This window comes from Deinococcus seoulensis (assembly GCF_014648115.1).
GTDB classification, from domain to species: domain Bacteria; phylum Deinococcota; class Deinococci; order Deinococcales; family Deinococcaceae; genus Deinococcus; species Deinococcus seoulensis.
The window spans coordinates 1-22,214 of the sequence record NZ_BMQM01000002.1; the positions used below are offsets into that span (position 1 = coordinate 1).

Genomic DNA, 22,214 nt, shown 5'->3' on the forward strand with positions numbered 1-22,214 from the left:
AGCATGGTAACGGCAGGAGTGCCCGGCCGGAAGCCGGGCACCCGAGCGATCGCTAATCACAGACTTGAGGATTAGTTGCTGGATGAAGTAGAGATGTGTCTGAAGCCTGCAGCTTTAAGTATATGGATGAACGATTCAATATTAGCCGGAAAACCCGACAGCATCAAATGCCATTGGAGCTGCTTGGCATGATCACGTATTCCTACAAAGAACCATGACCTTTCATCAACAGCACCCAGCCAACTATCTCTATCCCAAGGCAAAGTATCCCATTGCTCTTTAGGCGTCGATTCAAGCAATCTGCGCGCTTCATCGACAGAAATCTCTGGTGTAAAAATGAGAAACCATTCTGGGAGATCAAAATGGCCAGCATTTCGTTTCATTGATTCATTTATTACAGCCAAAAACTGCATAACTCGAGCAAGCGATGTATCTTTCCATTCAGTTGCTACGCTGCAGCTTGAAAGGTTGAAATGGCCTTCGCCATCAATGGCAGATTTTTCTATGTCAAGTATTTGCTCAAGCGAAGAGATCATTTTCTGGCCTCCTTACGGGCAGATTTTAAATCCCGCTCAGGGCTTGATAGCCTTTTGCAGCTCATCGAAATATTCAGCTGGAATTCCATAAAGATCTTTACCAATTGTTGGATCAGCAATCTGTGGCATTCCGGGAAACTTCTTTGCCAATTGCTGGGGTATGGCATCCGCTCTGAGCTTTTCCAAGAATGCTGGATCAACCTGTACCCCAATTAGCCTTGAGCCCTCCAGTCCTTGTCCCACACGTTTTTCGAGAAAATACAGGGCATGATCATCGTCAAACGCCACTTATAACATCCCTCTGTTATTAGAAAGTATAGAAACATTACCATTGGTGTCAAGGACTAATGCTGATTTATATTGCCCTCAATTCGAAACATAGTTGGATTGGTAGCATTATGCACCAACCACCCGTCATTCCCCACGTAGTAGGTGTGGGCCTCACTGACGGTAAAATTGAACATCTCGCGCGTCTGCTGCACGGTGGTGACGTTCGCGACGAGGCCGGTGGTGCCGTCGGCCTGCTTGATTTTATCCCCGATCTTGAAGTGCCCCGCGCCCACCCAGTTCCGGCTGAGGTCGCCGTGGCCTTCCGGCGCGGGCCTGGGCTGGGCATCAGCGGGCTACACGACGAAGAAGGGGTACTCCGGCGTCGTCGCGATGAATCCGAGCTTGTTATCCGGCCTCCGATCTGACTGGTGGGCACGATGGACTGCCGTCCATTGCCGCTCGGGGGAAAAACGGGATGTTCCTGCCGTTCCCGCCAAGCCGCGTCAGGTGGCGGGAGGCTTTCGTTCCGGTCAGCGGCGGATGTTGCGAACGGCGCGGCGCAGGCGGGTCAGGGTGTCCGGGGTGGGGTGGGGGGCGTAGCGGGCGGCGTGGTAGGCGTTCAGGACGTCCTGAAGGGCGGCGTGCAGGTGCGGGTGTTGCGTGGCGGCGCGGGTCATGTACGCGGTGGGGGTTTCGCCGGGCGCGCGGGGCAGGTGCAGGCGCACGCTCAGGTCGTGCAGGGCGCGGCTGGCGGGGTCGCTGGGGCGGGCGCGGCGGCGGGCGAGCAGCAGGGCGGGGAGTAGGGTGAGGGCGATCAGGGTGGGGAGCAGCAGCAGGTACGGGGTGCTGCCCACGCCGCCCAGTCCGGCGCGGGTCAGCAGGTCGCTCTGGCGGTCTCCGTCGTAGTCGACGACGAGGTCGTTCCAGCGGTTCTGGATGGCGTCCAGGCGGAGTTGCAGGCGTTTGAGGGTGCCGGGTGCGGTGGGGGCGGCGGCCTGTGGGCGGGTCAGGGCGGTGCTCAGGCCGGCGCTGACGCGGGCGGGTGCGACGACGGCGGTGGGGTCCACGCGGACCCAGCCCTGGCCGGGCAGCCAGATTTCCGTCCAGGCGTGGGCGTCCTGCTGGCGCACGATCAGGTACGAGCCGTTCTGCTCGCCGCCCTGGTACCCGCCGACCACGCGGGCGCTGAGGCCGGCGGCGCGCATGAGGAATGCGAAGGAACTGGCGTAGTGTTCGCAGAAGCCCTGGCGGGAGCTGAACAGGAAGGCGTCCACGCGGTCCTGTTCGGGCAGCAGTGGCGGGGACAGGGTGTACGTGAAGCCCCCGGTGCGCAGCAGGTCCAGGCCCGCCTGAACGCGCGCCTGGAGGTTCAGGTTGCGCCAGCTGGCGGCCAGGGCGACCGCGCGGGGGTTCTGTCCGGCCGGGAGTTGCAGGTCGAAGGCCAGTCGGTCTGGGTCTTCCTGCACGCCCAGGCGGGCGGCGCGGCTCTGGAGTTCGACGCGGCGGCGGGTGGTGACGGGTCGGGGGGTGACAGCCTGGAAGGCGTTGGTCAGGAACGCGCCGTCCGGGACGGTCAGGGGCACGTCCAGCGCCAGCAGCCAGGGGTTGCCGCTGGGTTCCAGGGTCAGGGTGTAGTTCAGGGGTGGGCCGGTCACGTCCACGCTGGGTGTCCGGCCGGGCGCGCGGACCTGCCGCCAGGTGCGGCCGTCGTACGCCTCGTAGACGGGGCCGCGCCAGTAGCGCTGGTCGGGGGTGGGCAGCGCGCCCTGGAAGTCGGCGCGGAAGGCGACGGCGCTGTTCTGCGCGAGGTTCGAGTACTCGCCGGCGCTGATCTCGTTGCTCAGGCCGGTGGTGGCCTGCCCCTGCACCGGCAGTTGCCACAGGGGGCGGTCGGGGCGGGGGAACAGCACGAACAGCACCAGTGCCAGCGGGGCTGCCAGGGCCAGCAGGCGGCCCGCGCCCAGCAGCGAGTCACGCAGGTGCGTGCGCCTCCCTTCCCCGCCGGGGGTGGCCGGGGTGGAGGCCGGGCCAGAGGTGACCGGGGCGATCCAGGCGGGCGCGGCGGCCAGCAGGAACGCGGCGCTGATCAGGGTGTGCAGCGCCGAGAGCGGCCCCTGACTGTAGAAGTAGTGCGTGCTGGTCATGAACAGTCCCAGCAGGATCAGGATGCGTCCGTCGCGGGACGAGCGGCTCTCGGCGGTTTTCAGGGCGATCAGCAGGCCCAGGAAGGCCGTTCCGGCGTCGCGGCCCAGCAGGGTGCCCTGCGTGGCGATCAGCGCGGCGGCCCCGCCGACGGCCAGCAGCGCCAGCAGCCACACGGGCAGCGGGTCGAGTGTCCGGCCGGGGCGTGGTAGCACGCGGGCCAGGGCGTGTGCCAGCAGCAGCGCGATCGGCAACGTGATCCACACGGGTTGCCGCAGTGCGCCGGGCGCCAGCGTGACCGCCAGGGCCAGCAGCGTGGGTGGCGTGGCCTGCGTGACCAGCGTGGCGGCGTGCGACACCAGCCGCGCCGCGCCCCTGGCCGGGACGGGCGCGGCGGGCAGGGGGTCCACGGTCGCCAGGGCGTTCAGTGCGGCGTGCAGGTGCGCCTCGCCGCTGGCGGCCTTCAGGTGCGTGCCGGGCAACGTCAGCGCGAACGGCGTGCCCAGCGCCGAGAGGTGCTGCGCCCAGGCGCTCAGGCGGGAGGCGCGGGCCTCGGCGTCGCCCGGCGCGTCCTGCCAGTGCAGATCGGTGGCGTGCCCGCGCGCGGCGTCGGTCTCGCGGGTCAGGAGTTGCCCGGTGCGGGCCACGTGCCGCCACGACACCTGCCGGGGCGAGTCGCCGGGCTGGTAGGGGCGCAGTCCGGCGAATTCCTCGTCGCCGGGGCCGCGGTGGCCTTCGCCGCCCACGCCGGGCGCCGCGCGGTCCGGGACCGGCGGGACCGGGCTTTCCGGGGCGGGCCAGACCAGCAGCGTCACGGGGTCCGGCCGGGCGGGCAGCGCGGCGCGCCACAGGCCCAGCCGGTCCTGAGCCCAGGCGCCGACCTGGAGGGTCAGGGGGCCGCGCACGGAGGCCGGGAACGCCACGGTCAGGGCCGCGCCGCCTGCCGGTACGTGCAGCGCGGCGCGCAGTTCGCGTCCCTGGCCGCGCAGGCGGACTTCCAGCGTGCCGCTGTCCCCGGAGGCCTGGGCCTGCACGTTCAGCGAGGCGGGCTGCCCGGCGTGCGCGGGACCGGCCGGGCGCACGGTCAGGGTCAGGCTGCGCGCGGCCCGCATGGCCTGCGCCGCCGTGATCACCCACACGCCGCCCAGCAGGAACGTCAGACCGTACCCGAGGCTCAGGCCGTAGTTCACGCAGCCGATCAGGGTGAGCAGGATCAGGATCAGGAACGCCAGCCCGAACCCCGTGGGCCGCAGGTGCAGCGCGGCGCTCATACGGACTCCGATTGAATGGGCTGCAAAGACCACTGGGTCCGAGCGGATGCGAGTGGGAGGAGGGCGGGTTCCGGACGTGGAGCTGGCAATCCGGTGAAGTTCCGGATTGTCAGCGAAACAAACGGAACCCGTATCACGCGGTCGGCGCGTCGCGTGGGACCAGTGGTCGTGGAGCGGGTCATCTCAGGGGATGGGCGTGTCGGCCAGCAGCGCCCTGATCAGCGTGCCCACGTTCACGGACGGGTCGCGGGGCGGCAGTCGGTGCGCGGCCAGCGCCGGGAACACGGCCTGCACGTCCTCGGGCAGTGCCATGGGCCGCCCGTGCAGGTACGCCCAGGCGCGCGCGGCGGCCAGCAGCGCCAGCAGCGCGCGCGGGCTCAGCCCGGCGGCCAGCGCAGGGTGTTCGCGGGTGGCGCGGGCCAGCAGTTGCAGGTAATCCAGCAGCGGCGCGGCGGCGTGCACGCGGTCCACCTCGGCCTGCATGGCCAGCAGGGCCGGGGCGCTCAGGACGGCGCCCAGGTCCCGGACGCTCTGGCTGCGGCCCCCGGTTTCCAGCAGTTGCCGCTCGGCGCGCACGTCCGGGTAGCCCAGCGTGACGGTCATCAGGAAACGGTCCAGCTGCGCTTCCGGCAGGGGGCTGGTACCCACGAACGCCGCCGGGTTCTGCGTGGCGATCACGAAGAACGGCTGCGGCAGCGGGCGGGTCACGCCACCTTCCGAGACCTGCCGTTCCTCCATGGCTTCCAGCAGCGCGCCCTGCGTGCGGGGCGTGGCGCGGTTGATCTCGTCGGCCAGCAGCATCTCGCTGAACACCGGCCCCGGCACGAACCGGAACGCGGCGGCCGGGGCGTCCCAGACGCTCACGCCGGTCAGGTCGGCGGGCAGCAGGTCCGCCGTGAACTGCACGCGCCGGAACTCCAGGCCGCAGGTGCGGGCCAGCGCCTGCGCCAGCGTGGTCTTCCCCACGCCCGGCTGATCCTCGATCAGCAGGTGCCCGCGCGCCAGCAGGCAGGTCAGGGCCAGCCGGATCTGCCCACCCTTGCCCAGGATGACGCTGTCCAGCTGCGTCAGGGCCGCCTGCAGGGCCGCGACGTGCCCGGTGGGAATGGAAGCGGAACTCAGGGCGGTCGTCATGCCGGGTAGCGTAGCGGCCCGACTCTGACAGAACTGCGACGGGGGCAGAGATTCACCCCGCCCGGCGGTCAGGTCGCGTGGCTCACGGCCCGCTCCGGAGCCCCGTCCGGCCGGGCCGACGTGCGGGCCGCGCCGCGCAGGGCCAGCCATGAACCCAGCCACGCGCCCGCCACGTCGAACAGCCAGTCCTGCACGCCCGCCTCACGCGGCGGCACGAACGCCTGATGCGCCTCGTCCAGCGCGCCGAACCACGCCGCGATCACCAGCGCCGCGCCGCGCCGCCCGGTCGCGCGGGCCAGCGTGAACGCCAGCGCGAGGTACGCCGTGAAGTGCGCGATCCAGTCCTTCGGGTGCTCCAGCGACGGTCCCGGCGTCTGCGGCGCGCTGCTCAGGGACCAGATGGCCCCCATGATCAGCAGCGCCGGCACCCACCACAACGGCCTGGGACGCCTGCCGCTCAAGCGTGCCCACCCGCTGGATGCCCACCGGCTGGATGCTCGACCAGCTCGATCAGGGTGCCCGCGCCCCACTTCGGGTGCAGGAACGCCACGCGTGACCCGGCGCGGCCCGGCGTGGGCTCCTCGTTCAGGAACCGCGCGCCGTCCGCGCGCAGGCGGGTCATCTCGGCGTTCAGGTCCGCCACGCGGTACGCCGTGTGATGCAGCCCCGGCCCCTTGCGCGCCAGGAAAGCCGCAATCGGGCTGTCGTCCCGCGTGGGCATCAGCAGTTCGATCAGGGTCTCCCCCACCTGGAACGCCCGCACCCGCACGCCCTGCGACGCGACCTCCTCGTCCGGCCCTTCCGGGTGCAGGCCCAGCGCCACGTACGGCGCCGAACCCGCCTCCAGGTCCGGGGTGGCGATCGCCACGTGATCCAGCAGCAACACAGTCATGCACGCAGGGTAAAGCACGGGCGCGGGACGCGGGAGGCAGGCCGAGCCCACTGACCGCTGATCCCCGTTACTTCGCCTGGGGGCGGGCGCGCAGGTACCAGTGGGCGACGGCGCGCATCACGTCCTTGCCCTCGCCGTCCTGCACGGTCACGTTCACGATCAGGCGGGCCTTGCCGTCCGCTGCGAACTCGGCGTGCGCCGCCGCGATCCCCGCCGGGTCGGCCGCCTCGGCCCGCGCGGTCAGGTCGCCCACGGCGCGGTTCACGTAGTGCGTCTCCAGTTTCTCGATCAGGGGCACGGCGCCCGCCAGTTGCGCCGCGAACGCCCCCGCGAACGCCGCGCCACTCACAGCCTCGGCCAGCAGGAACTGCACGCCCGCGTGAATGGTGCCCAGGTGGTTGCGGAACGGGGCGGTGTCCGGCGCCTCCCCGGTCGCCCAGCCGACGCCCACGTCGGTGATCTGCACGCCGACCGTGGCGTTCATGGGAATGTCATGCAGGGCCTTCTTGACGGCCTGGGCAGCGAAAGCGGGCAGGGTGGCAGCTTGAGTCATGGGTGGAACCTCCAGGGTCGAACACAGAATTTGAACTGAGTTCAAGTATAAGCGGAGAAGGCACGGAGGTTCACCCTGACGCCCCGCCACCCAGCACGAACGCCCGGACTGCATGCAGAAGCGGGTTCGCATGGCAGGTCAATTGCGCCGCCACCTCCCGCGCCGTAACCCAGGCCAGTGCGTGCTGCTCCGGGGTGATCTCGCCCCTGTGCAGGGCGGTGTCGAGTTCATCCGCGTCGATGATTTCCGGCACGCCGGGCGTCCAGTCCGCGTTCAGGGTAGCTTGCACGTCGAGGTACAGGTCATCCAGCCACGGCATGCCGTCCTCTCCTATGCCGGTGGCGGCGCACACGTCCGCGTAGGCGAACACGGGGGTTTCCCCGTGCAGGATGACCAGCAGGGTCGCGTGCCCCTGCGTGGGCACCAGCGTCAGCCAGCGCGCCCCGACCGCCAGGGTGGGCACCGTGACCCCGTGAACGGTCACCGCATGCGGCTGAGGAACGTGCGTGAAGGTCACGTCCACCAGCCAACCCTCCGGGAGCGTCACGACGCGCTGCGTCCCCTGCACGCCAGGGAAGAACTGAAGGTACCGACCATCCTTGCGCTTCACCCACGCAGCGTAGAGCAGGGGTGAAGCGCTGCGCTCCGCAGGTGTGGCGGGCACGGCGGTCATGGCTTCACGGTCAGGTGTACGGGTCTTCCAGGTAGCGTTTCAGGACGTGTACGGGTGGGTAGGTGCCCGCCTGGAGTTGCGTTTCGACGTGCCGGGCGTGCGTCCAGGTGGCGTCGGCCTGGGCGGGTGTGACGAGGCCCTGGGTGACGGCGTCGTCGAGTTCGTCCCCGTCGATGATCGCGGTCGCGGCGACCGTCCAGGGGGCGTGTTCGGCGGGGTGGCCGATCACGTCGAGGTACAGGTCGTCGTGCCAGGGGTACCCGCTGTCGTGCCAGCCTTCGCCGCCGTGCAGGTCGATGTAGTACTGCACGGGTCGCCCGGTAGGGTCAAGCTGGATGGTCAGGGCGCTGCCGGGCGTGCCCTCCCCGGTGGTGGGGTGGGCGCGCACCCAGCGGTACCCGCTGCCCAGGATGCGGCGCAGGCCGTCCCGTCCGGGGATGGGCACATCGAGGGACCGGTTGACCTCGTGCGCGACGAAATCCACGATCACGTGACCGGGAACGTGCAGGACGGTCTGGGTGTGCCGGGTGACGCGCGCCCAGCCGCTCAGGTCAAAGACTTTCCGTTTCATGCCCCTCCCTATCAGCTTCCTGAAATGGTTCTGCCTGCAGTTCAGCTTGAGCGTCTTCCGTTGTCCCCTCTCCCCTTGTGGGAGAGGGAGGGAGGCGCGGAGCGCCGGAAGGGTGAGGGGGCGAGGTGAAGCCTCCCCCGTCCTACGCGAGGCTGCGGACGGCCCGCAGCATCAGTTCGCCCTCAGTGGCCTGCACGCGGGCTTTGAGGCTGGCGAGGTCGTCGCCGGGCAGGACGGGTACGCGGGCCTGCGCCAGCACGGGTCCCTCGTCAATGCCGGCGGTGACGAGGTGGACGGTGGCGCCGCTTTCGGTGTCGCCGCTGGCGAGGACGGCCTCGTGGACGCGGTCGCCGTACATGCCGCGTCCGCCGTGGCGGGGCAGGAGGCTGGGGTGGATGTTCACGAGTCGGCCCTCGAAGTGGTTCAGGACGCGGGGGCCGATCTCGCGCATGTAGCCGCTGAGGACGAGTGTGTCCGCGCCCGCGCTGACGAGGACTTCGAGGATGGCGGCGTCGAGGTCGTCCGGGTCGGGGTATCTGGCGCTGCTGAGGTGCGCGGTCGTGAGGCCCGCGTCGCGTGCCCAGGCGAGGGCCGGGGAGCGGCTGTTGTTGCTGACCAGCGCGACGGGGGTGGCGTTCAGGTCGCCTGCGCGGCAGGCCTCGACGAGGTGCCGCGCGGCGCTGCCGCCGTGCGAGGCGAGAAAGCCCAGTTTCATTCGGTCGCGGGTGCGCCGAGTTCCTGAAGCAGGTAGGCGCTGGTGAGGATGCCGTTGTGGTAGTCGCTGACGGCGAAGCTCTCGTTGGGGCTGTGGGGGGCGTCCTCGTTCAGGCCAAGGTCCACGAACAGGACCGGGGCGTGCAGCAGGTCGTTGAACGCGGCGACGATGGGGATGCTGCCGCCGGTGCGGGCGAACACGGCTTCACGGCCGAAGACGCGCTTGAGGGCGCGGTTCGCGGCGAGGTTGTAGGGGCTGTTCAGGTCGAACTTGAAGGGACGGCCGCCGTGGTGCGGGTGGACGACGGCGGTGGTCCCTGCGGGCGCAAGGGTGGGCACGTAGTCGGTGATCAGTCCCGTGATGCGGTCGGGGTCCTGTCCGGGCACGAGGCGCATGCTGACCTTGGCTCCGGCCTTGGCGGCGATGACGGTCTTGCTGCCTTCGCCCTGGTAGCCGCCCCAGATGCCGTTCACGTCGAGGGTGGGGCGGCCCCACAGGCGTTCCAGGGTGGTGTACCCGGCTTCGCCGGGCAGGGCGGGCACGCCGATGCTGGCGGCGAATTCAGCGTCGTCGTGGGGCAGGTCGGCCCACATCTGGCGTTCGGTGTCGGTCAGGTCGTCGATGCCGTCGTAGAAGCCGGGGATGGTGACGCGGCCCTGGTCGTCCTTGAGGCGCGTGATGATCTCCGCCAGGGCGCCAATGGGGTTGGGGGCGGCGCCGCCGTAGCTGCCGCTGTGCAGGTCGCGGTTGGCGCCCTGAACGTGAATCTCGACGTAGCTGAGGCCGCGCACGCCGTAGGTGATGGTGGGCACGTCGGGCGCGAAGCGGCTCCCGTCGCTGATGACGATCACGTCGGCCTTCAGTTCCTCGGCGTGGTCCCGCAGGTACGGTTCGAGGTTCGGGCTGCCGATCTCCTCCTCGCCTTCCAGCAGGAATTTCACGTTCACGGGCAGTTCGCCCTGCGCGAGCAGCAGTTCCACGCCCTTGACGTGCGCGTAGGCCTGGCCCTTGTCGTCGGTGCTGCCGCGCGCGTAGATGCGCCCGTCGCGGATGGTCGGCTCAAAGGGCGGCGTGACCCATTCTTCCAGGGGCGCCTCGGGCTGCACGTCGTAGTGGCCGTAGATCAGGACGGTGGGTTTGCCGGGGGCGTTCAGGCGTTCGGCGTACACGACGGGGTGCCCGGCGGTCGGGTCGATGCGGGCCGTGAAGCCCAGCCCCGCCAGTTTGGCGCGCAGGAACTCGGCGGTGGCGGCCATGTCGCCCTTGCGGGTCGGGTCGGCGCTGACCGAGGGGAGGCGCAGCAGCGCGAACAGTTCCTCGTTCGCCTGCTCGCGGTTCAGGGCGGCACTCAGGTCCGGAGTCTGATGGGTCATACCGGGGATGATACGGGCTGACCCGCGCCGGGCGTCCAGGATCGGAGGGCAGTGGGATGTGGGCCGCGCGCAGTCCGCACCGCCTGCACCCCGCCTGCCCTTCCATTGCAGAAACACTGACGCGGGTATACTCAACGGAAGTTATGCCCTCTGACTCCAGACATCGGCCCGTGTACGTCATCTCCGTGGCGGCGGAACTGGTGGACATGCACCCCCAGACGCTGCGGCTGTACGAACGCAAGGGTCTGATCCGCCCCGGTCGCAGCAGCGGCAAGACCCGCCTGTACAGCGAACGCGACATCGAGCACCTGCGCGAGATTCGCCGCCTGACGCAGGAACTCGGCGTGAACCTCGCCGGGGTCGAGGAGGTCATGCGCCTCCAGCATGAACTGGACGACATTCAGGGCGAGTTCGAGGCGGAGATCGAACGGATCGAGGACGAGTTGCGGGCGCAGGCGCAGCCGCGTGCCCTGCCGGGACCGGACGGCAGGGTGGACCCGAAGGACCGGCCCGTGTACGTGATCAGCATCGCGGCGGAACTGGTGGACATGCACCCCCAGACGCTGCGGCTGTACGAGCGTAAGCAGCTGATCCGTCCGGGGCGCAGCAGCGGCAAGACGCGGCTGTACAGCGAGCGGGACATCGAGCACCTGCGCGAGATCCGCCGCCTGACGCAGGAACTCGGCGTGAACCTCGCCGGGGTCGAGGAGATCATGCGCCTGCGTCATCAGCTGGATTCCACGCGTGCCGGGCTGGAAAGCAACGTGCGGCGCATTCAGGACGACATCACGGACCGCATGACCAAGTGGCGCACCCTGCCGGAAGGGGACGGCGCGGGCACCGACGACGACGGGTGACGGGGGGCGTCGGGGCGCAGCAGAGCCCCCGCGCGGGCCGCTGCGGGGGCGCTACACTTCGGGGCGTGAACTGCGGCCTTCCTGAACAGCGTCTTCCCTCTCCTGCCGGAGTCCACCTGTCCTGCCACGCTGCCTGCCGCGCCGCCTGTCCCCTGTGGAGCGCGCAGGCATGAGGCCTCTGTGGGTGATCGGGGATATTCACGGCGCGTACGACAAGTTGCGTGCCATCCTGCTGCGCGCGGGCCTGATCGACTTCGACGGCAGCTGGACGGCCGGGGACGCGCACGTGGTGTTCCTGGGTGACTACGTGGACCGCGGCCCGAACGGCGTGGGCGTGATCCGCCTGATCCGCAGCCTGGAGGTGCAGGCGCAGGAGGTGGGCGGGCAGGTGACGGCGCTGCTGGGTAACCACGAGGTGATGTTCCTGGCGGCGCTGGTGTTCCGGCACAGCGACCCGCAGGACCGTTACGGGTACCGGGAGTACTGGCTGGAGAACGGCGGGCAGGTGCGGGACGCGGACCTGCTGGAACCCAGTGACCTGGCGTGGCTGTGCGGGCGGCCGGCCATGGCGACCTCGCACGACTGGCTGCTGGTGCACGCCGACAGCCTGATGTACCTGAAGCTGGGCAGCAGCGTCGAGGGCGTGAACGCCGCCGTGCTGGACCTGATGACGAACCCCGACCCGGACGACTGGGGCGCGTTCCTGAACGCCTTCACGGACCGTTTCGCGTTCGTGCTGGGCGCCGGGGACGAGAAGGCCCGGCAGATGCTGAGTACCTTCGGCGGGCAGCGGATCGCGCACGGGCACACGCCGGTGTACGTGCTGCTGGACGAGCACCTGCACGGCCCGACCGTGGGGGCGGGGGCGCCCATTCCGTACGCGGGGCGGCTGTGCGTGGCGATGGACAGCGGCATGGCGTACCGCGAGGACGCCGGATTCATCGCCCGACTGAACCGTCACGGAATCGCGGAGGTCGTGACCTTCCCCAGCGGCGGCGACTTCTACTGAAGTTCCGGCCCTGAAGACCCCGCGCTGATGCTTCCGGCGGCCTGCTGGCTGGGCAGGGGCGGGGGTGGGGGCGGCCGTTTGTCCTAGTCTGTGCGGGTTGTCCCGGTCTGTACGGGCACATTCGAGGGCAGGCGCGGCGGGCCGCGACTCCAAAGGACTTTTCTGCGTGACACATTCTTCTGATCTTTCCGGTTCCCCCTCGGGGGCTGCGGGTGCGCCGCCTGCGCTGCGGCTGCGCGGCATCACCAAACGCTTTCCTGGCGTGGTCGCCAACGACTCGGTGGACCTGACCGTCCACGCGGGCGAGGTGCTGGCCCTGCTGGGCGAGAACGGCGCGGGGAAAAGTACCCTGATCTCGATCCTGTACGGCCTGTACCAGCCGGACGAGGGCGCGGTGGAACTGGACGGCCGGGCGGTGCGGATCGGCAGTCCGGCGCAGGCGCTGCGGCTCGGGATCGGGCTGGTGCCGCAGCATCCGCTGCTGGTGTCGCGGCATTCGGTGGCCGAGAATCTGGCACTGGGTGGCGCGGGTGGGTTGTTCCCGGCGCGGCGCGTGGCGGGCCGGGTGCGGGACCTCTCGGCGCGGTACGGGCTGGAGGTGGACCCGGAGGCGCGCGTGTCGGACCTGTCGCCGGGCGAGAAGCAGCGCGTGGAGATCGTGCGGGCACTGCTGGGCGGCGCGCGGGTCCTAATTCTGGATGAGCCGACGAGCGTGCTGACCCCGCAGGAGGCCGACGGGCTGTTCCGCGTGATGCGCGAGTTGAAGGCGGACGGGCGCAGCCTGATCTTCATCTCTCACAAGCTCGACGAGGTGCTGGCGGTGGCGGACCGCGTGACGGTGCTGCGGCGCGGGAAGGTCGTGGGCGGCGTGCCGACGCTGGGCGCGACCCGTGAGAGCCTCGCGGAGCTGATGGTGGGCCGCAGCGTGGACTTTACCCGCAAGCGCGCGGACGGCCCCGGCCCGGAGGCGGGCACGCTGCTGAACGTGAGTGACCTGAGCGCACACGGCTCGCGCGGCCTGCCGGCCCTGCGCGGCGTGAGCTTCGAACTGCGCCGCGGCGAGGTGCTCGGCGTGGCCGGAATTGCCGGGAACGGGCAGAGTGAACTGGTCGAGGTCCTGGCCGGGCTGCACGAGGCGACGGGCACGGTCACGCTGGACGGGCAGCCGCTGAGCGGGGACGCCGCCGGGCGTTTCCGTTCAGGCGTGGCGCACATTCCCGAGGACCGCATTCACAGCGGCACGGTGCCGACCATGACGGTCGCGGAGAACCTCGCGCTGCGGGACTTCGCGCGGGCGCCGCTGGCGCGCGGGCTGGCGCGGGACCTGGGCGCCACCGACGACCGCGCGCGGCGCGAGGTCGAGGCGTACGCGGTCGCCACGCCGGGCATTCACACGCCCACGCGGCTGCTGTCGGGCGGGAACATCCAGAAGCTGATCCTGGCGCGTGAACTGGCCGGGCAGCCGAAACTGATCCTGGCGGTGCATCCCACGTACGGGCTGGATATCGGCGCGACTGATCAGGTGCACCGGGTGCTGCTGGACCGCACGGCGCAGGGGGCGGGCGTGCTGCTGGTCAGCGAGGATCTGGATGAACTGCTGAGCCTGTCGGACCGCGTGGCGGTCATGGTGGGCGGCTCGCTGCTGGGGCCGTTCCCGGTGTCCGGGGTCACGCGTGAGTCGCTGGGCCTGCTGATGGGCGGCGCGCACCCGCACTCCATTCCGGGTGCGGATCAGGGAGTGGCGCAGGGTGGGGTGGGCGCATGAGGTTCGTGGCACTGAACGCCCCGTCGGCGGCCCGCTCGGCGCTGGTCACGCTGGCGGCACTGGCGGCGGCGCTGCTGATCTGCGCGCTGGTGTTCACGCTGTCCGGGCACGCGCCGGGCGAGGTGTACGGCACCATGCTGCGCGGCACGCTGGGCGACTCCACCGGCCTGGGCGAGGTGGGACGGCGCACCATTCCGCTACTGCTGATCGGGGCGGGGCTGGCGCTCGCGTTCCGCGCGCAGTTCTTCAACATCGGCGCCGAGGGGCAACTGCTGCTGGGCGCGGTGTTCGCGGCCGGGACGGCGCTGTTCGTGCCGCTGCCGGGACCGCTGCTGCTGCCCGCCGTGTTCGTCGCGGGTTTCGTCGGCGGGGGCCTGTGGGCGCTGATCGCGGCGGCGCTGCGGCGCGTGAACGTGAACGAGATCCTGTCCACGCTGATGCTCAATTACATCGCGGTGGCGCTCGTCACGTACCTGATCGCCGGGCCGTGGAAGGGCAAGGACGTGCGCGGGTACATCTACACCGACACCTTCCCCGCCAGCACGTACCTGCCCACGCTGCCGGGCTCGCAGGTGCACTGGCCCACGCTGCTGCTGGGCGTGGCCGTCGCGCTGGGATTGCAGTGGGTGCTGTCGCGCTCCACGTTCGGGTACGCGCTACGCGTGGTCGGCGAGAACCCCGGCGCGGCGCGCTACGCGGGCCTCAGCAGCGGCCGGGTGGCGCTGCTGGTCGCGCTGATCACCGGCGGCGTCGCCGGGCTGGCCGGTGCGGGCGAGGTCGCCGGGATTCACCACCGCCTGCTGGAGGCGGGGCAGATCAGCCTCGGGTACGGGTTCACGGCCGTGATCGTCGCGTGGCTGGCGCGCGGCAACCCGGCCCTGTGCCTGATCACCGCGCCGCTGATGGGCGTGATCCTGGCGGGCGGCGACATCCTGAAAATCGACCTGAACCTCCCGTTCCGGGTGGTGGACGTGTTCAGCGGCGTGATCCTGCTGTGCCTGATCGCCAGCGAGGTCTTCATCCGCCACCGCGTGCAGTGGGGCCGCGCGTGACGGGCCGCCCCTCCCCCACTGCGGCCCGCTTCCCGCGCCCCGCGCACCCCGAGGTGTCTCATGGATAACGTTGTGATCGAGGCGCTCGTGCGCGCCCTGGCAGTCGGAACGCCGCTGCTGCTCGCCTGCCTGGGCGCCATCCTGAACGAACGCGCCGGGGTCGTGAACCTGGGCGTCGAGGGCCTGATGGCCGTGGGCGCCCTGGCCGCCTTCGCGGTCGCCGCCAGCAGCCCGGACGCGAACCTGTGGCTGGCGGTGGGCGCGTCCATGCTGGCGGGCGCCGCGCTGGCCCTGCTGCACGCCGTCGCGACCATCACGCTGCGCGCCAACCAGTTCGTCAGTGGCCTGGCGCTCGCCCTGATCGGCACGGGCGCCGCAGGCCTGCTCGGCAAGCGGTTCGAGGGCCTGCCGCTGTTCAACAAGGTCGCCGACCTTTCCCTGGGCGGCCTCACGGTCAGCCCGTTCACGGTCGCGGCCCTGCTGCTGGCCGGTGCGATGGCCTTCTGGCTGGGCGCTACCCGCTCGGGCCTGACGCTGCGCTCGGTGGGTGAGAACCCGGCGGCGGCGGACGTGCTGGGCGTGAACGTCGGCCTGATCCGCGTGCTGGCCGTCATGGGCGGCGGCGCCCTCGCCGGACTGGCCGGGGCGTTCCTGTCGCTGTCGTACCGGTCCTCGTGGGCGGACAACATGACCGCCGGGCTGGGCTGGATTGCCGTGGCCCTGGTGATCTTCGTCGGCTGGCGGCCCCTGCGGGCCATTGCCGGGGCGCTGTTCTTCGGGTTCCTGTACTACCTGCAGTTCCGCCTTCAGGGCAACAGCCCCATTCCCACCGAGGTCTTCAGCGCCATGCCGTTCATTCTCGTGCTGGTCGTCCTGGCCCTGGCAGGCGTGCGCGGTCAGGCCGGGAATGCACCCGCCGCGCTGGGCCGCGCGTACGTGCGGGGCGAGCGCTGAGAACGGGCAACAGTCAGTAGGGAACAGGAAGTGGGAGAGGCCCGGCGTATCCGTACACCGGGCCTCTTCCCTGTCCACCTCAGCGTCACCTTTCCGCTGGCAGTTGCAGCATCACGGGCACGGTCGTTCCGGCCTTCAGGGTCACGCGGCGGGCGTGTTCCTGCACGGTGCAGACGCCGCTGACGCGGTCACACAGGAACAGGCGCGCGTGCAGGGTCACGGGGCCGCGCACGCGGGCGGGCAGCCGTACGGTCACGGGCCGCACGGCGCGGAAGGCGTCCGGGTACGTGGGGTCGGGCACGCCGGTCAGCGGGAACTGCTGCCGGTACGTTCCGGCCTGAACGGTGATCAGCGACGGCCCACGCACGTTGAATCCCACGCCGGGCGGCGGACGCACGCTGACCAGCAGGGCCGGGACAGATGGGGCCGCGCCGAGGGTGGCGGCCAGCAGCAGGGCCGGGATCACTTCTCGGCCAGCAGCGCCCGGATCTGCGCGTCCAGGCCCGGAATGGCCTGCGGGAAGCGGGAGCTGATCTCGCCCCGGTGCGTGTACCGCACGCGGCCCTGCCGGTCGATCAGCAGGAACGTCGGCCACGCCCGGATGCCCCAGGCGCGCCAGTTGGTGCGGGCGTTGTCCTGCACGACCGGCCAGGTCACGCGGTCCTCTTTCAGGGCGGCCTGCACGCTGGCGGTGGGTTTGTCGGACTCGAATTCCGGGGTGTGCACGCCGACGATCTCCAGGCCCTGCGCGCGGTACTGCCCGTACCAGCCGCGCAGGGTGGGCAGGCTGTTGTGGCAGTTGATGCACGAGTACACCCAGAAGTTCACGAGCACCACCCGGCCTTTCAGGCCCGCCAGGGTCAGCGGGGCGGAGGTGTTCAGCCAGGGGCCGCCGGTCAGTTCAGGGGGTGTCTGCCCGGTCGCCACGGAGGTCACCGTGACGGTCCGCGCGGTCACGGCCTGCGCGGGCGGCGCGAGGGTCAGCAGGGCAGCGGCGGCCAGGGTCGCCAGGGTCGTGGGGGTGGGCAGTCGGTTCATGGGTCCTCCGGTGTGCGTGGGCGTCACCCTGGGTACGTGCGCCTGGGCGCCGGGGTTCAAGGTCCGGCATGAACGAACCCCCGGCCAGAAGGCTGGGGGCTGTGCCGGGGGTGGCGGGTGAGGCGGCTGGGGTCAGGATTTCGCGGCGCGGCTTCCGGTGCGGGCGCTGCGGGCCGGGCGGCGTTTCAGGAAGCGGATCAGGAACAGTGCGGCGATCACGGCGGCGTAGATCAGGGGCGGCGTGTGGTCTTTCTTCACGCCCCAGTAGTAGTGCAGGGCGCCCAGGCTGACGGCCACGTACGCCAGCTGGTGCAGGCGCGTCCAGCGCGCGAAGCCCAGGCGTTTCACGGCGCGGGGCGTGCTGGTCAGGGCCAGTGGTACCAGCAGCAGCAGGGCGGTGAATCCGGCGGTGATGAACGGGCGTTTCAGGACGTCCTCGGTCATCAGGGTCAGGTCGAAGGAATGGTCGAACAGGTAGATCAGGAAGTGCAGCGCGGCGTACCCGAATCCCAGCAGGCCCAGGGTCTTGCGGATGCGGGCGGGCCACGTCCAGCCGGTCAGCAGGCGCAGCGGCGTGCAGGCCAGCGACAGGACCAGTAGCACCAGTGTCAGCAGGCCGGTCTGTAGCGTGGCGCGCTGGATGGGGTTGGCTCCCAGCGCGCCGCTCAGGGCGTCGTAGACAAGCACGGCGACCGGGAGCAGACCGCCGACCGTGATGGCCGGAACCAGCCAGCCCAGGCGGGCCGGGGGCCGCCGTGCGGGGGCCGGGGTGGGGGCGGGGCGGGTCACGGTCAGAAGTTCTTCCGCAGGTCCATGCCCCGGTACAGCCCGGCGACCTCGTCGGCGTACCCGTTGAACGGCAGGGTCTTGCGGCGGCCCAGTTCACCGATGCGCCGCTCGGTCGCCTGACTCCAGCGGGGGTGCGGCACGGCCGGGTTCACGTTCGCGTAGAAGCCGTACTCCTGCGGGGCGGCCAGTGCCCAGGTGGTCTGCGGTTGCTTCTCGGTCAGGGTGATCCGCACGATGCTCTTGATGTTCTTGAACCCGTACTTCCAGGGCACGACCAGTCGCAGCGGCGCGCCGTTCTGGCCGGGCAGCGTGCGGCCGTGCAGCCCGACCGCCATGAACGACAGGGGGTGCAGCGCCTCGTCCAGGCGCAGGCCCTCCACGTACGGCCATTTCAGCACCTGCTGTTTCTGGCCGGGGAACTGTTTGGTGTCCAGCAGCGCCGTGAACTGCACGTACTTGGCCTTGCTGGTGGGTTCCAGGCGGCGGATCAGGGCGGCCAGCGGGAAGCCCAGCCACGGCATGACCATGCTCCAGCCTTCCACGCAGCGCATGCGGTAGATGCGGTCCTCGAGCGGGAACCAGGACTGCAACGTGTCGATGTCAATGGTCTGCGGCTTGCGGACCTCGCCGTCGATGCGGACCGTCCAGGGGCGCGGTTTGAGGCTGCGGGCCAGTCGGGCCGGGTCGCTCTTGTCGGTGCCGAACTCGTAGAAGTTGTTGTACGTGGTGGCCTGCTGGTACGACGTGACCTTCTCGTCGGTGTCGTACGGCCCGAGGGGCCGGTCGGGGCGGCTGAACGGGTCGGTCGCCTGCGCCTCGGCGCTGCTCAGGCCGGGGCGGCGGGTCAGGACTTCCAGGCCGCCGCCGAGCGCGGCGACGGTACCGGTGAACAACGCGGCGCTGCGCATGAATTCACGGCGGGGGTTCAGGTCGCTGCCGGGCGTCAGGATGCGGCGCTGCCCGTCCGGAGTCTGAAGGTCGGTCGGCTGGGTCTGGTCCTCGGGGGTGCGTGGGTCGGTCATGGTGGCCCTCCTGTACAGGTATACGCATTCTGCGCGTAATCGGTTCAAGTGCCGGGTGCGGGGTCACAGTGACCGCGTTTCGCGGAACAGATCGCAGGGCGACCGGGCGGTACGGGGGCAGTAATCTAGGATTCTGGTCAGCTTGTCCCTTTTCCTGGGAACAGAATGAAGGCACAATAAAGGCGAGCGTCACGCCCCACCCTGGAGGTCCACCATGAAAAAAGCACTCCTCGCTGCCCTGCCCCTCTCCCTGGCCCTGCTGAGCACCGCGCTCAGCCCCGCCGCGCAGGCCCAGCAGACCGGCAAACTGAAAGCCTGCTTCATCTACGTCGGCCCGGTCGGCGACATCGGCTGGAGCTACGCGCACGACCAGGCCCGCAAACTCAGTGAGAAGGCCCTGCCCTGGCTGGAAACCAAGTACGTCGAAAGCGTGCCCGAAGGTCAGGCCATGCCCGTCATCGACCGCCTTGTGAAGGACAACTGCAAGGTCATCTTCACCACCTCCTTCGGGTTCATGGACCAGACCGCCGAAGCCGCCAAGAAGTACCCGAACGTGATCTTCGCGCACGCCAGCGGCTTCAAACGCGCCCCGAACATGGCGACGTACATGGCGGACTTCTACCAGCTGTACTACCTGAACGGCATGATGGCCGCCGCCGTCAGCAAGAGCGACAAGCTCGGGTACGTCGCCGCGTTCCCCGTCCCGGAACTCAAGCGGCACATCAGCGCCTTCGCCATGGGCGCGCGCGCCGTGAACCCCAAGGCGACCGTCAGCGTCAAGTGGATCAACGCGTGGTTCGACCCGAACAAGGCCCGCGAGGCCGCCGAGAGCCTGATCAGCGAGGGCGCCGGCGCGCTGGCCTTCACCGAGGACACCGCCACCGTCGTGCAGACCGCCGGGGCGCGCAAGATCCCGGTGTTCGCGCACTACACCCCCATGTACAAGTTCGCGCCCGACTACGTCGTCAGCGGACAGCTGGTCCACTGGGAGAAGATCTACATCGACTTCCTGACCAAGGTGCATAACGGCACGTACACCACCAAGAACCTCCAGAACGTCGACTACTGGAACCTGCTGCGCGGCGGCAGCGTGGAACTCGGCGCGCAGGACGGCATGGCCATCAACCCCAAGTGGATCCCCGCGCTGAAAGCCAAGACCATCACCGTGGCCGGAAAGAAAACCACCGTCTACGACCGCGTCATGGCCCTGAAAACCGAGATGGAGAAGGGCGGCAAGTTCGACCCCTTCACCGGCCCCATCAAGGACCGCAACGGCATCCTGCGCGTTCCCGCCGGGAAGGTCGCCAGCATCGGCGAACTGAACAGCATGGCCTGGGTCGTGCCCGGCGTGACCGGACAGGTCGCCGACGAACCCAAGAAGTAAACCCGTCGCAGGTTGAAAGTGAACAGTTGATGGTTGATGGAGGGATCACCCTTCCGTCAACCATCAACCCCCGTCCCGCGCCGCGCGGGCCTGCACCTGCGCGGCCGTCAGGACGCCCCCGTGGCCGGGCCAGATCTCGCGGAGGTCCATGCCCGCCACGGTTTTCAGGGTGGCCAGAGCCTGCGCGTGGTCGTGGTTGTATGCCGCGCGGGGCAGGTGCGCGCCGTCTGCGCTGCCCACCACGGCGTCCGCCGCGATCAGCACGCCGCCGCGCCGCAACCCGATCTGCCCGGCCGTGTGGCCCGGCAGGTGAACGACCTCCCAGCCCAGCACGTCCTGACCCGGAAGCGCCGCCCGCAACGCCGACGCACGGACGTTCGGATGCGCGCGCGACACCAGCCGCCCCACGCCCGGACGGCCCGCCGGGTACGGCAGGTCATGCACCTCCCCCAGCAGCGCCGGGTGCTCCAGCGGGTGCGCCAGCACGCTCAGGCCCGCCCGCCCCGCCAGGAACGCGCTGCCCGCATGATCCGGGTGCGCGTGCGTGACCAGCAGCGCGTCCGGCCGGAACGACCGCAGCAGCCGCAGGAACCGCGGCGCGTGCACCACCGTGCCGGTATCGACCAGCAGACGGCCCTGAGGGGAGGTCAGCAGGAACACGTTGGCGTACATGGGCACGCTGATCAGCTCGGCGCGGGAGGGCAGCACCCGCCGATGATGCCACGCCCCCGGCCCGCCCATGCCCTACTCTGGACGGACCATGAACCGAATCTCCTGGCTGGCCGTGCCGGACGAGCAATCCGCGCACGAGGGCGTGCAGAAACTCTGGGCGAAAGCCGAGGCGAACCTGGGCTTCGTCCCGAACGTGTTCCGCGCGCAGGCCCTGAACGGCGAAGCGTTCCTGGCATGGTGGAACGACTTCAACACCCTCGTCAACCGCGACGGGCACCTGAGCCCCCTGGAACGCGAACTGATCGGCGTGACCGTCAGCAGCGTGAACCGCTGCGTGTACTGCGCCGTCTCACACGGCGCGGCCCTGCGCGAGTACAGCGGCGACCCCGCCTGGGCCGACACGGTCGCCGTGAACTGGCGGCACGCGGCCCTCACGGAGCGGCAGGCGGCGCTGTGCGCGTTCGCGGAGAGACTGACGCGCACGCCCGCCGACATGACCGAACGCGACCTCACCCCCCTGCGCGCGGCGGGCCTGAACGACCACGAAATCCTCGAAGCCACGCAGGTCACCGGCATGTTCAACATGACCAACCGCGTCAGCAGCGCCCTGGGCTTCACACCCAACGCCGAGTACCACACCCGGAACCGCTGACCTGCGCGCGGCCGGGTTACTCCCCGCTGCGGGTGTACCCGGCCGCACTCCAACCGCACCCGGACCGGACCAGGTTCACGGTGCCGCTGTACGTCCCGCCGACCGCCTGACCGTCACTCTTGCGGGTGGCGTTCAGGGTGATGCTGCCACTGACGGTCGCGGTGTTGCTGCCCACACTCGCCTCACCTGCGCTGACCGAGTACGACACGTTCGAGTACACCGCCGAATACGAACGGGCGGCGGCCGCCACGGCCCGCTGCGCGGCGCTCTGCGCGGCCGCCTGCGCGTTCGCGGCGTCCTGATCGCTCGTGAGATTGCACGCAGCCGGGGCACTACTGGTGCCGTCAGACCCGGCGGCCGCGCCCTGTCTCTGCAAGCCACCCTCGAAGTTCGCCACGTTCACGCGGTAGTTGATGCCCAGCGCGAACCGGGGCGCCGTGATGGGCGCCAGGGCCGTGAAGGTGCGCTGCACCCCGGCTTCCAGGTACGCCTCGACCGGCACGAGTGCAAGGCCGTACCGGGCGCCCAGTCCGGCGTACGCGACCGGGTCGCCGCCCTCGATGCTGGCGCCCAGCAGGGCGTACGCGGTCACGTCGCTGGCGCTGAACAGGTCCACGGTCACGCCACCCCCGCCCGCCACGGAACCGGGTTCTCCCTCCAGGTTGCTGGTGCAGTACGACACCTGCCCGTACAGGCCCACGCGGTCGGAGCGGACACCAGCGCGCACGCCCGCCACCTGGCAGCCCAGGCCGAGGCTGCTGTTCAGGCCGAGGGTCACGTCGGCGGCGCTGGCCGTGCCGGGCAGGGTGGCGGCGCTCAGGGAGAGGGCGGTGGCGGTCAACCAGGTGCGTTTGAACATGCGGACTCCAGTGGTGCGTGAAGATCGGGGC

25 protein-coding genes are annotated in these 22,214 nt (G+C 69.9%); 7 read left to right on the top strand and 18 right to left on the bottom strand.

The features are described 5' to 3' along the window. Nucleotides 1–71: 71 nt before the first annotated feature. The 12 genes from IEY70_RS01795 to IEY70_RS01850 form a co-directional block, all read right to left on the bottom strand. A complete protein-coding gene (locus IEY70_RS01795) occupies nt 72–536 on the bottom strand; it encodes a hypothetical protein (RefSeq protein ID WP_189063291.1) in 465 nt (154 codons plus the stop codon). A 36-nt stretch (nt 537–572) separates the two neighbouring features. Next, nucleotides 573–824, bottom strand: a complete 252-nt coding sequence (locus IEY70_RS01800; RefSeq protein WP_189063292.1) for a hypothetical protein — start codon at nt 822–824, stop codon at nt 573–575. Between the two features lie 56 nt (nt 825–880). Beyond that, nucleotides 881–1,099: a polymorphic toxin-type HINT domain-containing protein gene (locus IEY70_RS20870; RefSeq protein ID WP_229777553.1), complete on the bottom strand. Its 219-nt coding sequence runs from the start codon at nt 1,097–1,099 to the stop codon at nt 881–883. Between the two features lie 237 nt (nt 1,100–1,336). Continuing rightward, nucleotides 1,337–4,219 (bottom strand): transglutaminaseTgpA domain-containing protein, encoded by a 2,883-nt coding sequence (locus tag IEY70_RS01810; RefSeq protein WP_189063293.1) that lies wholly within the window; start codon nt 4,217–4,219, stop codon nt 1,337–1,339. Between the two features lie 183 nt (nt 4,220–4,402). Beyond that, nucleotides 4,403–5,353 carry an AAA family ATPase gene (locus IEY70_RS01815; RefSeq protein WP_189063294.1) on the bottom strand — a complete coding sequence of 317 codons (951 nt, stop codon included), beginning with the start codon at nt 5,351–5,353 and terminating at the stop codon, nt 4,403–4,405. A 68-nt stretch (nt 5,354–5,421) separates the two neighbouring features. After that, nucleotides 5,422–5,814: a VanZ family protein gene (locus tag IEY70_RS01820; protein ID WP_229777554.1), complete on the bottom strand. Its 393-nt coding sequence runs from the start codon at nt 5,812–5,814 to the stop codon at nt 5,422–5,424. Continuing rightward, complete coding sequence (gene mce, locus IEY70_RS01825; RefSeq protein WP_189063295.1) at nt 5,811–6,245, bottom strand: methylmalonyl-CoA epimerase; 435 nt, start codon at nt 6,243–6,245, stop codon at nt 5,811–5,813. The genes IEY70_RS01820 and mce overlap by 4 nt, the downstream gene beginning before the upstream one ends. Before the next feature lie 67 nt (nt 6,246–6,312). Then, nucleotides 6,313–6,798 (bottom strand): PaaI family thioesterase, encoded by a 486-nt coding sequence (locus tag IEY70_RS01830; protein WP_189063296.1) that lies wholly within the window; start codon nt 6,796–6,798, stop codon nt 6,313–6,315. Nucleotides 6,799–6,868: 70 nt separating this feature from the next. Then, nucleotides 6,869–7,408: a DUF402 domain-containing protein gene (locus IEY70_RS01835; RefSeq protein ID WP_189063297.1), complete on the bottom strand. Its 540-nt coding sequence runs from the start codon at nt 7,406–7,408 to the stop codon at nt 6,869–6,871. A gap of 73 nt (nt 7,409–7,481) precedes the next feature. Further along, entirely contained in the window at nt 7,482–8,042 is a 561-nt protein-coding gene (locus IEY70_RS01840; protein ID WP_189063298.1) for a DUF402 domain-containing protein, read from the bottom strand. A gap of 142 nt (nt 8,043–8,184) precedes the next feature. Further along, the gene (gene purN, locus IEY70_RS01845; RefSeq protein ID WP_189063299.1) at nt 8,185–8,757 is read right to left on the bottom strand and encodes a phosphoribosylglycinamide formyltransferase; all 573 of its coding nucleotides are present in this window, start codon (nt 8,755–8,757) and stop codon (nt 8,185–8,187) included. Continuing rightward, on the bottom strand, nt 8,754–10,130 hold the full coding sequence (locus tag IEY70_RS01850; protein WP_189063300.1) for a dipeptidase: 1,377 nt from the start codon (nt 10,128–10,130) through the stop codon (nt 8,754–8,756). Before IEY70_RS01850 ends, purN begins: the two co-directional genes overlap by 4 nt. Before the next feature lie 143 nt (nt 10,131–10,273). Between IEY70_RS01850 and hspR the strand changes: the two genes are divergently transcribed. The 5 genes from hspR (at nt 10,274) to IEY70_RS01875 (ending at nt 15,767) form a co-directional block, all read left to right on the top strand. Continuing rightward, the gene (gene hspR, locus IEY70_RS01855) at nt 10,274–10,987 is read left to right on the top strand and encodes a heat shock protein transcriptional repressor HspR, fused homodimer type (RefSeq protein ID WP_189063301.1); all 714 of its coding nucleotides are present in this window, start codon (nt 10,274–10,276) and stop codon (nt 10,985–10,987) included. A 169-nt stretch (nt 10,988–11,156) separates the two neighbouring features. Continuing rightward, the gene (locus IEY70_RS01860; RefSeq protein WP_189063302.1) at nt 11,157–11,996 is read left to right on the top strand and encodes a metallophosphoesterase; all 840 of its coding nucleotides are present in this window, start codon (nt 11,157–11,159) and stop codon (nt 11,994–11,996) included. Nucleotides 11,997–12,258: 262 nt separating this feature from the next. Continuing rightward, on the top strand, nt 12,259–13,761 hold the full coding sequence (locus IEY70_RS01865; protein ID WP_189063303.1) for an ABC transporter ATP-binding protein: 1,503 nt from the start codon (nt 12,259–12,261) through the stop codon (nt 13,759–13,761). Beyond that, nucleotides 13,758–14,813: an ABC transporter permease gene (locus tag IEY70_RS01870; protein ID WP_189063304.1), complete on the top strand. Its 1,056-nt coding sequence runs from the start codon at nt 13,758–13,760 to the stop codon at nt 14,811–14,813. The genes IEY70_RS01865 and IEY70_RS01870 overlap by 4 nt, the downstream gene beginning before the upstream one ends. A 60-nt stretch (nt 14,814–14,873) precedes the next feature. Continuing rightward, nucleotides 14,874–15,767 (top strand): ABC transporter permease, encoded by an 894-nt coding sequence (locus tag IEY70_RS01875; protein WP_189063305.1) that lies wholly within the window; start codon nt 14,874–14,876, stop codon nt 15,765–15,767. Nucleotides 15,768–15,852: 85 nt separating this feature from the next. Here IEY70_RS01875 and IEY70_RS01880 read toward each other — a convergent pair whose 3' ends face one another. The 4 genes from IEY70_RS01880 to msrP form a co-directional block, all read right to left on the bottom strand. Beyond that, nucleotides 15,853–16,233: a hypothetical protein gene (locus IEY70_RS01880; protein ID WP_189063306.1), complete on the bottom strand. Its 381-nt coding sequence runs from the start codon at nt 16,231–16,233 to the stop codon at nt 15,853–15,855. Beyond that, nucleotides 16,230–16,805: a redoxin domain-containing protein gene (locus IEY70_RS01885; protein WP_189063307.1), complete on the bottom strand. Its 576-nt coding sequence runs from the start codon at nt 16,803–16,805 to the stop codon at nt 16,230–16,232. Before IEY70_RS01885 ends, IEY70_RS01880 begins: the two co-directional genes overlap by 4 nt. A gap of 132 nt (nt 16,806–16,937) precedes the next feature. Next, a complete protein-coding gene (gene msrQ / locus IEY70_RS01890) occupies nt 16,938–17,594 on the bottom strand; it encodes a protein-methionine-sulfoxide reductase heme-binding subunit MsrQ (RefSeq protein ID WP_505706060.1) in 657 nt (218 codons plus the stop codon). Between the two features lie 2 nt (nt 17,595–17,596). After that, the gene (gene msrP / locus IEY70_RS01895) at nt 17,597–18,616 is read right to left on the bottom strand and encodes a protein-methionine-sulfoxide reductase catalytic subunit MsrP (RefSeq protein ID WP_189063308.1); all 1,020 of its coding nucleotides are present in this window, start codon (nt 18,614–18,616) and stop codon (nt 17,597–17,599) included. 214 nt (nt 18,617–18,830) lie between these two features. Between msrP and IEY70_RS01900 the strand changes: the two genes are divergently transcribed. After that, nucleotides 18,831–20,000 (top strand): BMP family ABC transporter substrate-binding protein, encoded by a 1,170-nt coding sequence (locus IEY70_RS01900; protein ID WP_189063309.1) that lies wholly within the window; start codon nt 18,831–18,833, stop codon nt 19,998–20,000. A gap of 63 nt (nt 20,001–20,063) precedes the next feature. On the opposite strand, the gene IEY70_RS01905 is transcribed toward IEY70_RS01900, so the two are convergent. Then, a complete protein-coding gene (locus IEY70_RS01905) occupies nt 20,064–20,708 on the bottom strand; it encodes an MBL fold metallo-hydrolase (RefSeq protein WP_308425504.1) in 645 nt (214 codons plus the stop codon). Between the two features lie 52 nt (nt 20,709–20,760). Here IEY70_RS01905 and IEY70_RS01910 point away from each other — a divergent pair, with 52 nt between their 5' ends. Further along, nucleotides 20,761–21,324, top strand: coding sequence for a peroxidase-related enzyme (locus IEY70_RS01910; protein ID WP_189063310.1), 564 nt, complete (start codon nt 20,761–20,763; stop codon nt 21,322–21,324). A gap of 16 nt (nt 21,325–21,340) precedes the next feature. On the opposite strand, the gene IEY70_RS01915 is transcribed toward IEY70_RS01910, so the two are convergent. Beyond that, on the bottom strand, nt 21,341–22,183 hold the full coding sequence (locus tag IEY70_RS01915; protein ID WP_229777555.1) for a hypothetical protein: 843 nt from the start codon (nt 22,181–22,183) through the stop codon (nt 21,341–21,343). Between the last annotated feature and the right edge of the window lie 31 nt (nt 22,184–22,214).